Consider the following 13,557-nt stretch of genomic DNA (forward strand, 5'->3'; position numbering starts at 1 on the left):
TTAGGGTCTGATGTTGACTAAGCTTATATTAAATCGACAAATAAAATATTGTAAGTATAATGGTACTTATCACTTGAGCAAATAAAATCTTGCTACTTGATACTAGCTACTAAATACTAACAAAAGAAATTCAGGTGCCTATATCGGCGGTGTCTACCTCTTCCCATTCCGAACAGAGAAGTCAAGCCCGCCAGAGCCGATGGTACTGCGGTAAAACGTGGGAGAGTAGGTCGGTGCCAGATCTTATCGCAAAATCCTTCATCCATAAGATGAGGGGTTTTTGCGTTAATATACTTTTCGTCATTGGGCATTCGCTGCGCTGTCATTGGTCATTGGGGTATTTTGGGGGGCGCAAAAGCCAGCCTTCTTCCTGGTTTCCTTCGCTTCAGTTTTGGTCAAGATGTGCAGGTTTGTTTGAGGGACGATTTTTATAATTCATCCGGGGGAGGATGCTAGCAACGGAGCGGGATGCCGGGCAATTGCTGCTGTGTCCGAAACCCTAAATACGTGAGTTGTGAGGGGGCGGCGTACCCGAGTATCCAAATTACCTGAGAATCGTTACGCTTCCCGACAAAGCCTTCTTTCCATTCCTCAGGTTTACGATATAATAATAGGTGGTGGGCGGAACCAGTCGGCCGTTAAACGTACCATCCCAGGGGATGCTGTAACCGGCTGACCTGAATAACCGTTGTCCGTACCTGTTAAATACCTCCACCGTATTTTGGGGGTATGCGTTTAGGCCGGGTATTGCCCACAGGTCATTGCTGCCATCGCCATTGGGCGAAAAGCTGTTGGGGATGCCGATATCAACCAGAGCGGGCGATGGGTTTACCGTAATAGAAAACTGAACGGGCAGACCGGGGCATTCATTATCACTCAAAATAGCCATAAACTTACCACCCGGTTGAACAGGGATTTGCTGCGCAGCTGTATTGGTAGCTGCGTTGATAACAGATACATAAGGCGAAAGGGCATTAACCACATAAACCTTACTGCCATCGCTGCTAGTAGTTATGCCTGACGGGTTTTCGCCAACATCAACAGAAGTTACAATGCTGCGGGTTAAGGTGTTGATGACGGTAATTTTCTTTTCATTAATCATGGATACGTAAAGCTTTGCCCCATCCGGACTTATAGCCAGGCAACTAGCCTCCGTACCAACATCTATTTTATAGGTAATCAGCCGGCTGGCGATATCTATCACCGCTACATCGTGCGAATTATAATTGGCTATATACAGCGTTTTATTATCCGGGCTGATGACAATACTGTTTGGGGTTGTACCGGTAATTATTGCGTATTCAAATAAGTTGGAGGCGGTGTCATAAAACTGCACTGTGTTTGAGCCGGCGTTGATGATATACAGTTTTTTACCATCGGCGCTAATGACCATATCAAATGGGTCATCGCCTGTTATAACGGTTTTTATAATAGCGTAAGTAATGGTATTAACGATACTTAACTGGTTGGTGCTGGCATCTGTTACATACAACCTGCTGCCATCCGGGCTTATCGCCATACCAACAGGGGCAAAGCCGGCCGGGAATGTGATGAGTACTTTATTGGTGGCGGTATTAATTACAGATATCGTATTTGAGCCTTCGTTTGCAACATACAGCAGGCTTTTATCGGGGCTAAACAACAGCTTTTGCGGGCTGGAATTTGCCGGTATACCATCGGTAATAACCTGCTCCACATTGTTGGTAATGGTATTGACTAACGAAACCGAGTTGGACGGAGTGTTGGTTGCATAAGCATAGCTCGCAGGCACCGGGGTAACCGTGATATACGCGGTAATAGGTACCGTACCCGTGTTTATAGCTATAAATTTGCCTATACCCTGGTTTCCGCTTGCGGCCAGGCCAATGCTGGTATTGTCGTTTGTCCAGGTGACGCTGCGCGCTGTGCCGGTAAAAATAATGCCGGTGGTAAGTTGTCCGTTTTGTACAGTTTGGTCAGGAACAGGGTTAACCAGGGGCAGCGGGTTAATGTGGCCTGTTACTTTTGCTGTTTGCTTTATTTCGCCCGAAGTTAGTGCAACATCGCCCCAAATGTTACCTGCTGCTGCCTGCGCCGATGACCGCACATAAACCACCTGGCCGGATATTAAACCGGATGTTTGCATAAGTACAATGCTTGCACTAAAAGGACCATCGGCAGCAAGTGATACCTCGAAATCAGCGGCAGGGGCTGTAATCATCACATCGGCAGATAAACCGCTTGCCGAAACCGTGAATTGCTGAACAGCCGGACTTGCAGAAGCCGTACCGGCACAGGCAGAAATGCCCCCGCTTACTTCGCCAATGATGATCTGTGCTACAGGAGTTTCGGCCTGGGATGATTTACGGTTTACCTGCCGGCCCGACTGTGCCCAAACGCTTATAGTCACCAGGAGCAGTGATATAATGATTAACGGTAAATGCAGGTTTTTTTTCATATAACTTCGTCGCCGGAAAATTAAAACGAATGTTAAACGCTGTAATGCATACAAATATAAGGCTATCTTAACTCACCTGATAATGGTTAGGCAGGCAAATAGCGTTTAAAAGGATTTCATTTTAAAAGAAAGAGGACTTAAACAATTAAAGTCGATTTTATCCCTACAATGTTTTTTTTAGTTCTATATTGTATCATTATATAGTTATTAATGCAATTAAGTACTATATTTGTTTGCTTGTTTAATTGGTTTATCCCAAATGATAATCCATATTTACATAAACAATCATTTAAGTGATTTTGAACGATACTACCAACATCGCTGTTATTGGCTCCGGCTTCGCCGGGTTAAGTGCTGCCGCGTACCTGGCTAAAGCTGGGTACCAGGTGGATGTGATCGAAAAAAATGCAGTAACAGGCGGCAGGGCCCGGCAGTTAGCTACCGATAACGGTTACCTGTTTGATATGGGGCCAAGCTGGTACTGGATGCCCGAAGTGTTCGAAAAATTCTTCGCCGACTTTGGTTACAAACCCACAGATTTTTATGAACTGCAACAGCTGGATCCCGGTTTTACGGTGGTATTTGGCAAAAATGATATATTAGCTGTGCCTGCCGGTTTTGATGCTTTATGCCAGCTGTTTGAATCGGTAGAAACCGGCAGCGCAACACAATTGAAAGTATTTTTGGCCGAGGCTGCTTACAAGTATAAGACAGGGATGGATAAATTGGTTTACAAACCGGGGCTATCGCTTACGGAATTTGTGGATTGGGACCTGGTTAAAGGTGTTTTTAAACTGCAGGTATTTACCGCTTTCAGCAAGCATGTCAGGAAATTTTTTAAAAATCCCAAGCTAATTGCGCTTATGGAATTCCCGGTATTGTTTCTTGGCGCCATGCCCGAAGATACGCCGGCTTTATACAGCCTCATGAATTACGCGGGCCTGCAGTTGGGTACATGGTACCCCAAGGGTGGTTTCGGCAAAGTAATTGAAGCAATGCAGCAAGTTTGCGTAACGCAAGGCGTAAATTTCCGAACAAATGCTGCGGTTACTTCCATCAATGTTAATAAAAACCGGGTTTCGGCAATTGTTACCGGTGATGACAGCAAGGCTTATGATGGCGTTATAGCCACAGCCGATTACCATCATGTTGAAGAAAAACTGCTGGAACCCCAATTCAGAAACTATAAAGAATCTTATTGGCATAAGCGCGTGATGGCGCCATCAAGCCTCATTTTTTATCTTGGCGTAACCTGCAAGATCGACCGCCTCGATCATCATACGCTGTTTTTTGATGCCGACCTTAAGCAGCACGCGCAGGAAATATATAAGGAGCCGCAATGGCCGTCGAAGCCGCTTTTTTATGTCTGCTGTCCTTCAAAATCGGATGATTCTGTAGCGCCGCCCGGTCACGAAAACCTGTTTATCCTGATGCCGCTTGCGCCGGGAATTAAAGATGACGAGGCGTTAAGAGCCAAATATTTTGATTTGATTATGGATAGGCTGGAAGATTTTACCGGGACAGCTATCCGCCAGCGACTTGATTATAAAAAAAGTTATTGCATAAATGATTTTATCACCGATTACAATTCGTACAAAGGCAATGCCTATGGATTGGCCAACACGCTCATGCAAACAGCCAACCTTAAGCCATCTATCAGCAACCGTCGGGTAAATAATTTATTTTATGCCGGGCAGCTTACCGTGCCGGGCCCCGGCGTACCGCCGTCAATCATCTCTGGCAAGGTTTCGGCCCAACAATTGATCAACTACATCAATCAACATAAATGAAAGCGAGATTCGACAAATTATCTGCCACATGCAGCAGGGAAACTACCCGGCTGTATAGTACCAGTTTTTCGCTGGGCATCTATTTTTTAAAAAAGGAGCTGCGGGCGCCCATTTATGCCATTTACGGCTTTGTAAGGCTGGCCGATGAAATTGTAGATAGTTTTCATGAATACCCCAAGGCCGCCTTGCTGGCCGAATTTACAGAAGAAACTTTCCTGGCTATCAGTCGCGGCATCAGCATAAACCCGGTGCTCAATTCGTTTCAGCAGGTGGTTAATAAGTACCATATCGAACATGGCCTCATTCGACAGTTTTTAAAAAGCATGGAAATGGACCTTGCGGCGCAGGAGTATACGCCGGATAAGTACGAGGAATACATTCTTGGGTCGGCACAGGCAGTGGGACTGATGTGCCTGCATGTATTTACCAATGGTAATCCATGCGACTTTGAGCGGCTGCGCCTGCCGGCTATGAAATTAGGGTCGGCCTTTCAAAAAGTGAATTTTTTAAGAGATGTTAATGCCGACTACCAGGAACTAAACCGCAGCTACTTCCCGGAGGTAAACCTGTCGGCATTTTCCGACCAGGATAAAAAAGCGATTGAACAGGACATTTATAGCGAGTTTAATGAAGCCCTGAGTGGCATAAGGCAGCTGCCACAATCAAGCAGGAAAGGGGTTTACCTGGCCTATGTGTATTACCGGCAATTATTCCGTAAAATAGCCAATGTGCCCGCCGACCGCGTGATGGCCCAACGTATCCGCGTATCAAATGGCCAAAAATTCTGGCTGATGTTTGATTCGTTGGTGCGTTATAAACTAAATGTATTATGAATGCCGTTAATGTAAGGAGGAAATAACGGTTATAGCCTGGTGGTTAAGACTCACCCCACGAGGCTTTGCCGGATAGAGGCGAATGGCAGCGTTTTTATTTGTTTTATATAGATATTTGCCGTTCAATCCCCTCTTTCCGGCGAAGCCGAAGAGAGGGTGGCGGGCGCAGCCTCGCCGGGTGAGTCTTAGCCGGCGTTCAAAACGCCTGATTGTGTAAGCTAAACAAACCCCGAATTTTACAATTCGAAATGATTTAATTAGTGCTGATCAAAAAAATAACCAGCAAAACTAACCCGATGGAAGAGCATGTAATCCTGGTTGATGATAATGATAACGCGGTAGGCACCATGGAAAAAATGGAAGCCCACCTGCGAGGTAAACTGCACCGTGCATTTTCGGTTTTTATTTTTAACCCCAAAGGCGAATTGCTGCTACAGCAACGCGCCGCCGATAAATACCACTCGGGCGGCAAGTGGACCAATACCTGCTGTAGCCACCCGCGGCCCGGCGAAGACACACTTAAGGCGGCGCACCGCCGTTTAAAGGAAGAAATGGGTATGGAATGTGAACTGTACGATGTGTTTAACTTTATGTATTGTGCTGCTGTAAATGAAGAGCTAATTGAAAATGAGTATGACCACGTTTTTTTTGGAATAAGCAACAAGGCACCTCATCCGTCGCCCCAGGAGGTAGAATCTTTCAAATATATGAACCTGGATGACCTTGCCAGTGAACTGGCAAACCATCCGTCAAATTATACCAAATGGCTGATGATCTGTTTTGACGAGGTACTTGCAAATTACCATCAAATAGCAAAAATTAACAGTCAGTGATGAGCGTTTTTATTATCATAACCGCGTTTATTGCAATGGAGGGTGTTGCCTGGCTCACCCACAAATACATAATGCATGGCTTGCTATGGTCATGGCACCGCGATCATCATAAAAAAGAACATCCGGGCTACCTGGAAAAGAACGACCTGTTTTTTCTCATTTTCGCTATCCCGGGCATCGGTTGCCTGGCCGTGGGCGCGCTGGCATTGCCTGTTTTTACGTGGATAGGTACCGGCATTACCCTTTATGGCGCCTGTTATTTTTTTGTACATGACCTGTTTATACACCAGCGGCTTAAAGTGCTTCGCCATTCCCAAAACAGGTATTTGAAAGCCATCCGGCGGGCGCACAAAATGCACCACAAGCATTTAGGAAAAGATGAAGGCGAATGTTTTGGCATGTTATGGGTGCCGTTTAAGTATTTCAGGGAATGATAAGGCTAACCTAAATCTTCCCTGTGAGGAGAACTTAAAGTTTCTCAATGCTATTAAGTTTAAGTTAAGGAATTAAGGACGATTTAAATATCGAACACTGAACGCCCAATATCGAATAATAAATGAAGGGAAAACTTCGGTGTTGGACATTCAAAATTCATTATTCGATATTATTATAACTGTGTTTTTGCTCAACTTAATAACATGTAAAGTCTCCCCAACTGGCGGAGATTTAAAGGGGGCTTAAACTCAAACACCCAAAACCGGCAGAATAAAATAAAAGAATTCTAAATTTGGTCGAAAATGGCATTTGCCGGTAAATTGTAAAACCATGAAATCATACCAACTCATCCATCAATTGATAAACCTGGTAGAACAGCTGGAGGAAGAGCACAATGGTCGTGAGATCTCTATCCAGGATTTTACCGGTTTTTTGCTTAACCATGTTGGCGATCCGGCCGGCGATTTTGTAAATGGGGATATCCGTTTCGGCAAAAACGAAACTACAGCGCAGGAACTGGCCTACCAGCTGGACAACAATATAGGCAGGCTGTTTGTGTACATGAGCCGCTATGCCAAATCGTATATTAAAAAAGCCCTTGACGGCACCGCCCTGCAAACTGCCGAAGATTTTACAGGCCTTGCTATTTTGCTTACGCATGACCATTTAACAAAAAGCGAACTGATTAGCCATAACCTGCAGGAAAAAACTTCGGGCACGGAGGTGATCAGGCGATTGATAGCCGCGGGCCTGGCCAGACAGTGGGATAACCCCGAAGATAAACGTGGCAAGTACGTTGGCATTACCGATAAGGGTAAGCAACTATTGTACGAAGTTTTTGTGGATATGGGCTACGTGGGGAAAATGATAACCGGCAAACTCAGCATCCCCGAAAAACTCACGCTGCAATACCTGCTGCAAAAGCTGGAAAACTTTCATTACGGGCACCACGAAAAGAAAACCATTGCCACAAAAGCCGACCTGAAAACTTTTATTGAACAAACCCCGTGATTTAAAGTTAAACCCAATGCTTTGTTAAAATATATGGAAAAAAGCACTTCAATTATCCCGGCGGGCGAACTTGCTGCGTTACTGTTATTGGCCAAAGAAGCCGGGGCTGGTATTTTAAGCGTTTACGATATCCAAATTGAGGTAATGCTAAAAGATGACCTGTCGCCGTTAACACTGGCAGATAAGGTATCCCATGATATTATTACCGAAGGATTAACAGCACTTACTCCGGATATTCCCATAATATCTGAAGAAGGCAAAGAGGTGCCCTTTGAGACCAGGAAAAATTGGGAGTATTACTGGTGCGTCGATCCGCTTGATGGCACCAAAGAATTTATTAAACGCAACGGCGAGTTTACCGTGAACATAGCGCTCATGCATAACAATACCCCGGTTTTAGGTATCATTTATGTGCCCGTAACCGGCGATCTTTATTACGGAGGTGCGGAGATTGGCAACTGGAAACAAACAGCATCCGGCGAGGAAATTCAAATTTATGCCGATGTAAATGCAACGGATTGGATATCTGCCGGTAGTAGGTCGCATGCATCGGCAGAGGAGACAGAACTGCTTGCGCTATATCCTGTTTCAAAAACTATTTCTATTGGCAGTTCCATCAAATTTTGTTTAATAGCCGAAGGTAAAGCCCATATTTACTACCGCCACGGCCCCACGATGGAGTGGGATACTGCAGCGGGCCAGGCTATTGCCGTTTACAGCGGCGCCGTAATGACAAGGCCCGATGGCCGGCCTTTTGAATACAATAAGCCATCGTTACTAAACGGAAGCTTCCTGGTGAAAGTGAGATAGGGGTAATAGTAAATATTAAGGATTTTATATTAGGCAAAGATTTCCGGAGTGCTTAAAGAAAAACAGGTGCTACGCCCCGGCCGTAATTTGCAACATATCTGTTTCAATGGTTTATTTAACATTACGCTAACATCACATTTTTACCTTTGGCCAAAACACTGAATTTGGCATGTATCCTGCACTTACCGATGAAGCGTTAATGAGTCTTTTGAAACAAAATGACCATTTGGCCCTTGAAACTCTTTTTTTCCGTCATTACAAATCCCTGTGCCAGTTTTGTACTGTATACACCAGGGATTATACAGTAGCTGAAGAAATTATCGCCAACCTTTTTATGAAGCTCTGGGATAACCGCCATGATGCTTTAATTTTGAATGTAAAAAGCTACTTTTTTGCATCTGCAAAAAACCTGTCACTCAACCATATTCAAAAAAAGAAAGCCCCGGTTGATTTTATGGAAGATGTGGAGTTCAGCCAGGATATTATCCATGACAGGGATACGCCATTTAAGATCCTTTCGGGCCGTGAATCCTATAACAGGATACTTGCGGTAATAGATACCCTGCCTGCCAGCCAGCGCCAGGTATTGCTGATGAGCCATATTGATAACCTGGATAAACAGGAAATTTCCCGCATCCTTGGGATTTCGGTGCGTACTGTAGAAACCACCTTGTATCAATCTATCAAAAAACTTCGCCTGCTTTTAAAAGGCTATCATAATTCCGCTTCCGGTAGTTAATAATTTCTTAATATAATGTTAACCAACTTCGCTACGTAAGCCGGGCAATAAATCTGTCTTTGATATCAGAGACAGATAATGGAAGATAAAAGTTACCAGTTAATAATTGATTATTTTGAAAAAACCATCAGCGACGATGGTTTGACGCAATTACAGGAATGGATTGAAGCAAGCCCCGATAACCTGACGCAGTTCAGCGAAACCATACAGATCCTTGAAGCATCCAAATCGTACTTTAAGCAAACAGAGCACCCTGAAAAAATGTGGGCAAAAATTAATGCCCACATCAGTCAGCAGGAAAGCCTAAAGCCTGTACCTGTTCAAAAGCGCAGGTGGCTGGCCTATGCAGCAGCTTGCTTCCTGGTTTGTACATCGGGTTGGTTAGTTTATAAGAGCCTGAACAGTAAGCCAGCTTTAGCTGCCGAATACGAAGTAATCAGCAATGCCGATGGCAAACACACTAAGTTACTGCTGCCCGATAGCTCAACCGTATACCTTGGCGGGGGAAGTAAATTGAAGTACGCCAAAAACTTCACAGGTAAAACACGGGCTGTTTACCTGGATGGTGAAGCTTTTTTTGATGTGGTACACCAGGCAAAACCGTTTACGGTAAAAAGCGGGCAGATAACCACGGTAGTTTTGGGCACATCATTCAATGTAAAGGCTTACGCTGCCGAAAATAAGGTGGCAGTTACTGTAAAAACCGGCAAAGTAGGCGTAATGGCCGATGTGCGCGGGAAACCACAAGTGGTAAAATACCTACTCCCGAATGAACAGATTAGTATTAACACAGTAAATGGGCTGTATACATTCAATACAACCGATGCCCGCGCTGTAAACTCCTGGATAAATAATGATTTTATTTTTTACGATACAAGCCTGGAAGAGATAGCTGCATCTATGGAGCATTATTACGGGGTGCAGATAGAATTTACCGAACCGGATCTTGGTAAGGTAAGGCTGACAGCCAAGTTCAAAAATGTTTCATTAAAACAGGCCATGGAAAACCTCAGTGCCCTATCGGGACTGGCCTATACCCAAAAAGGAGTGCACGTATTTATTTCAAACAACAATCAAAAAGGAGGAAAGATTATGAAATAGTATTTACCCCATAATGGTAAGGTAAGCCCGGAATTGCTGGTAACAATCCCAGGCTAAAAAAAGGAATTTAAACTCACGATTAAACAAGTATAAATTAAGTAAATATATGAAAAAGTTATGGTTATTAACCATGCTGTTCCTGTTGCATATGCCTTTTGGCTTTGTCGGCGTCAAGGCACAAACAGTAATTAATAAAAAAATATCTTTCGGTACAGATGGCATCACGCTCAAAGATGCCTTTCAGCAGGTAGAAAAGCTAAGCGATATTTCTATCAGTTATAATAACAACTTATTGGACGACAAGCGCATTGTAAAAATCAGCAAGGCCGAACGTTCGTTGGAAGAAACTATTACCCTGCTGTTAAAGGGGACTGCCTGTACCTTTAAACAAGCCGGAGACAGAAGCATCCTGATCGTTGCCAAAACAAAGGATAAGGGCAAAATAACAGGTAAAATATTTGATGAAAAAGGCGAGCCGCTTCCGGGTGCTTCCATCAAAATTGCGGTTGCAGGTATCAGCGCAGCTTCACTTGCCGATGGTTCCTTTACACTGAACGTTGCCGAAGGTACGTATACTGTTGAGGTAAGTTTTCTTTCTTATCAAACTCAAAAAATAGCTAACATTTTGGTTAACGCCAATGGTGTTACGACCTTAAACATTTCACTTAAGCCCGCATCAAACAGCCTCAACGAAGTTGTGGTAACGGCGCTGGGTATTAAGCGCGACGAAAAGGCTTTGGGATATGCGGCAACCGTGGTAAAAGGCGAACAGCTTACCAGCGCGTTATCCGGCAACTGGACAGATGCCTTATCGGGCAAGGTGGCGGGTTTAAACCTCATCCGTTCCAACAGCGGACCTGCAGGATCAAACAAAATTATTTTACGGGGAGAAAATAACCTTACCGGCGATAATGAAGCGCTGATTGTGGTTGACGGTGTGGTTATTAACCAGGGCAGCGGGAGGCGGACATCCAATTCGGGCGAATCTGCTTACGGCACCAGCAGCGACAATATGCCGGCAGATTACGGCAGCAATGTAAACGACCTTAACCCCGAAGATATTGAGAATGTAACCGTATTGAAAGGCCCCGGTGCAGCGGCATTGTATGGCCAGCGTGGTGCAAATGGTGCTATTATCATAACCACAAAATCCGGTACAAAACGGAATGGCCTGGGTATCACCTTTAATTCCAATGCATCTATGGAGCGTGTGAACCGCTGGCCGGATATGCAGTATGAATATGGCCAGGGTACTGCCGGGTCGCGGTATTATTCTTTCGGTGCCGGGCCGGATGGCGCCAGTACCAGTGCAACCAGTTCGGCGTACGGCCCTAAGTTTGACGGGCAGGAGTTTTACCAGCTTGATCCTGTAACCCAAAAGCAATCAACTGTAAGAACGCCCTGGGTTCCCTACAAAAACCAAAGCCGCAATTTTTTTGAGGTAGGCCAAACCTTTACCAATTCCATTAGCGTGGATGGTGGCACCGATAAAACAAGCGCCCGTTTTTCGGCAACCAATGTAACCAATCACTGGATAACACCCAACACAGGCTACACCCGCAACAGTATAGCGTTATCTGTTAATTCAAAGATAAATGATAAACTAACCATCAGCTCTAAAGTAAATTATAACAATAAAAACAGCGATAATTTACCGGGTGCGGGCTATGGTAACCAGTCATTAATGTACTGGTATATTTTTTGGCAGCCCAGCGCAGATTTGAACTGGCTGAAAAACTACTGGAAAAACGGGCAGATAGACAAAGCTATATATTACCCGTTTAGCTCGTTTCCCGAAAACCCTTATGCTATATCGTACGAGTTTATCAATAAATCAAACCGTAACTCGGTTACCGGCAACATCCAGGCAGAGTACAGCATTACCAAAGAACTGAGCCTGCAGGTGAGGGCGACCCTCGATATGGGTTATGAGCAACGCGCGCAGGAGCGCCCCTATGATGCCGGTACAAAATACCCTAAAGGATCCTACCGTACCCAAAATATTTACTCGGAAGAAGCGGGCGGCGATTTCCTGTTGAAGTATAACAAAAAGATAAGCAGAGACCTTACTATTACGGCAACCGGTGGCGGCAGCATGCTCCGCAATAATTACAACAGGGATGAGGTTCGTGCAGATTCCCTGGTATACCCCGGTGTTTATTCCATGTCAAACAACGCGGGTGCATTGGTTACAGCACCGTTTAAATCAAAATATGCAATCAACAGCTTTTACGGCCTGATATCTACCAGCTTTAAAGATTATTTGTACCTTGACCTTACCGCGCGGCAGGATTGGGTTAGTACACTGGCCACCGCAAATCGGACCGACCAGGTTGGTTTCTTTTACCCTTCGGCAAGTTTAAGCTTTATAGCCTCAGAGGCATTCAAACTGCCACAGGGCATTGATTATGCCAAACTAAGGGCATCGCTTGCGGGTGTGGGCAGCGGTACAACAACTCCGTATCAAACTACCTTTAATTATGTTACGGCAGGCAGCACTTATGCCGGTGGTTTACAAAATCCGCGTACCCTTTCTAACCCCGATTTGAAACCATTACGGACAACCACGCTGGAACTTGGTGCCGAAATGCGCTTTTTCAAAAACCGTTTAGGGTTCGACCTTGCCGTGTATACCGGCAGTACCAAAAACCAGATCCTTAACCGGACCATAGACCAGTCTTCGGGATACAGCCAGGCGGTTATTAATGTGGGCAGGGTAAACAACAAAGGTTTGGAGCTATCGTTAAACGGGGCGCCGGTACGTAAACCAGGTGGGTTCAGCTGGACTGTTAATGCAACCTTTACGGCCAATAAAAACACCATTCAGGAACTGGCAGATAGCGCGGTTGTACTTCGTAACGGGCCAACCGGCGGCGCGCAGATTGTTGCCAGGGTTGGCGGCAGCATGGGCGATATGTATGGCAGGGGTTATTTACGAGCGCCTGACGGACAGATTGTTTATGACCCAACAACAGGTTTTGCAAAATTATCTAATAACCTGGTTTACCTGGGCAACACCATGCCGAAATGGAAAACCAGCCTTGGGCACGATTTTAAGTACAAACAGGTTGGTTTACACTTGTTATTTGATGCACAGGTTGGCGGTGTTTCATACTCGTTATCCAACTACAAACTGGCCGAACAGGGTAAAACAACCAACACGCTTCCGGGCCGGTACAATGGCATCATCGGTAATGGGGTTATTCAGAATGCCGATGGCAGCTATCGCCCCAATGATGTTATCGCCTCTGATGTTGACGGCTATTACCGCTCTCATTATGGTATTGATAATGCCGAGGGTAACACATTCTCCACAAACTTTATCAAATTCCGCGAGGCGAGGCTCGATTTTACGCTGGGTCCACGAACCACCAAACGGCTGGGCCTGCAGCGCGCCACGGTAGGTGTTTATGGCCGCGACCTCTACATCTGGTCTAAATGGCCAATTTTCGACCCCGAATTTGGTACGCTGAGCGGAAGTGATATTGTGCAGGGTTTCGAGGTGGCACAGTTTCCATCTACCCGCACATTTGGTTTTAACATAGTTATTGGTATTTAATAATTGATG

10 protein-coding genes and 1 rRNA gene are annotated in these 13,557 nt (G+C 45.1%); 10 read left to right on the top strand and 1 reads right to left on the bottom strand.

The window, feature by feature from the left end; translation table 11 throughout:
* The first annotated feature begins 130 nt into the window (after positions 1–130).
* A 5S ribosomal RNA gene (rrf, locus tag AC1DXF_RS05585) occupies positions 131–242 on the top strand.
* A gap of 302 nt (positions 243–544) precedes the next feature.
* On the opposite strand, the gene AC1DXF_RS05590 is transcribed toward rrf, so the two are convergent.
* Positions 545–2,437, bottom strand: a complete 1,893-nt coding sequence (locus AC1DXF_RS05590; protein ID WP_477446969.1) for a T9SS type B sorting domain-containing protein — start codon at positions 2,435–2,437, stop codon at positions 545–547.
* Between the two features lie 293 nt (positions 2,438–2,730).
* Between AC1DXF_RS05590 and AC1DXF_RS05595 the strand changes: the two genes are divergently transcribed.
* The 9 genes from AC1DXF_RS05595 (at position 2,731) to AC1DXF_RS05635 (ending at position 13,548) form a co-directional block, all read left to right on the top strand.
* Positions 2,731–4,227 carry a phytoene desaturase family protein gene (locus AC1DXF_RS05595; protein ID WP_477446971.1) on the top strand — a complete coding sequence of 499 codons (1,497 nt, stop codon included), beginning with the start codon at positions 2,731–2,733 and terminating at the stop codon, positions 4,225–4,227.
* Positions 4,224–5,060, top strand: a complete 837-nt coding sequence (locus AC1DXF_RS05600; RefSeq protein WP_477446973.1) for a phytoene/squalene synthase family protein — start codon at positions 4,224–4,226, stop codon at positions 5,058–5,060. Before AC1DXF_RS05595 ends, AC1DXF_RS05600 begins: the two co-directional genes overlap by 4 nt.
* Positions 5,061–5,356: 296 nt before the next feature.
* Positions 5,357–5,893, top strand: coding sequence for an isopentenyl-diphosphate Delta-isomerase (gene idi / locus AC1DXF_RS05605; protein ID WP_477446975.1), 537 nt, complete (start codon positions 5,357–5,359; stop codon positions 5,891–5,893).
* Complete coding sequence (locus AC1DXF_RS05610; RefSeq protein WP_477446977.1) at positions 5,893–6,327, top strand: sterol desaturase family protein; 435 nt, start codon at positions 5,893–5,895, stop codon at positions 6,325–6,327. The genes idi and AC1DXF_RS05610 overlap by 1 nt, the downstream gene beginning before the upstream one ends.
* Positions 6,328–6,658: 331 nt before the next feature.
* Positions 6,659–7,339 carry a MarR family winged helix-turn-helix transcriptional regulator gene (locus AC1DXF_RS05615; protein WP_477446979.1) on the top strand — a complete coding sequence of 227 codons (681 nt, stop codon included), beginning with the start codon at positions 6,659–6,661 and terminating at the stop codon, positions 7,337–7,339.
* Positions 7,340–7,372: 33 nt separating this feature from the next.
* Positions 7,373–8,149: a 3'(2'),5'-bisphosphate nucleotidase CysQ gene (cysQ, locus tag AC1DXF_RS05620; protein ID WP_477446981.1), complete on the top strand. Its 777-nt coding sequence runs from the start codon at positions 7,373–7,375 to the stop codon at positions 8,147–8,149.
* Between the two features lie 169 nt (positions 8,150–8,318).
* On the top strand, positions 8,319–8,888 hold the full coding sequence (locus AC1DXF_RS05625) for an RNA polymerase sigma factor (RefSeq protein WP_477446983.1): 570 nt from the start codon (positions 8,319–8,321) through the stop codon (positions 8,886–8,888).
* 78 nt (positions 8,889–8,966) lie between these two features.
* A complete protein-coding gene (locus AC1DXF_RS05630; protein ID WP_477446984.1) occupies positions 8,967–9,989 on the top strand; it encodes a FecR family protein in 1,023 nt (340 codons plus the stop codon).
* 106 nt (positions 9,990–10,095) lie between these two features.
* Complete coding sequence (locus tag AC1DXF_RS05635) at positions 10,096–13,548, top strand: SusC/RagA family TonB-linked outer membrane protein (protein ID WP_477446986.1); 3,453 nt, start codon at positions 10,096–10,098, stop codon at positions 13,546–13,548.
* Positions 13,549–13,557: the final 9 nt, after the last annotated feature.

The sequence above is a fragment of the Mucilaginibacter sp. P2_A5 genome (assembly GCF_056404995.1).

Excerpts from the sequence above, each read along its gene's own strand:
- AC1DXF_RS05615 (WP_477446979.1), top strand. The coding sequence starts at position 6,659 with ATGAAATCATACCAACTCATCCATCAATTGATAAACCTGGTAGAACAG.
- AC1DXF_RS05610 (WP_477446977.1), top strand. The coding sequence starts at position 5,893 with ATGAGCGTTTTTATTATCATAACCGCGTTTATTGCAATGGAGGGTGTT.
- AC1DXF_RS05625 (WP_477446983.1), top strand. The coding sequence starts at position 8,319 with ATGTATCCTGCACTTACCGATGAAGCGTTAATGAGTCTTTTGAAACAA.
- idi (WP_477446975.1), top strand. The coding sequence starts at position 5,357 with ATGGAAGAGCATGTAATCCTGGTTGATGATAATGATAACGCGGTAGGC.
- cysQ (WP_477446981.1), top strand. The coding sequence starts at position 7,373 with ATGGAAAAAAGCACTTCAATTATCCCGGCGGGCGAACTTGCTGCGTTA.
- AC1DXF_RS05635 (WP_477446986.1), top strand. The coding sequence starts at position 10,096 with ATGAAAAAGTTATGGTTATTAACCATGCTGTTCCTGTTGCATATGCCT.
- AC1DXF_RS05590 (WP_477446969.1), bottom strand. The coding sequence starts at position 2,437 with ATGAAAAAAAACCTGCATTTACCGTTAATCATTATATCACTGCTCCTG.
- AC1DXF_RS05600 (WP_477446973.1), top strand. The coding sequence starts at position 4,224 with ATGAAAGCGAGATTCGACAAATTATCTGCCACATGCAGCAGGGAAACT.
- AC1DXF_RS05630 (WP_477446984.1), top strand. The coding sequence starts at position 8,967 with ATGGAAGATAAAAGTTACCAGTTAATAATTGATTATTTTGAAAAAACC.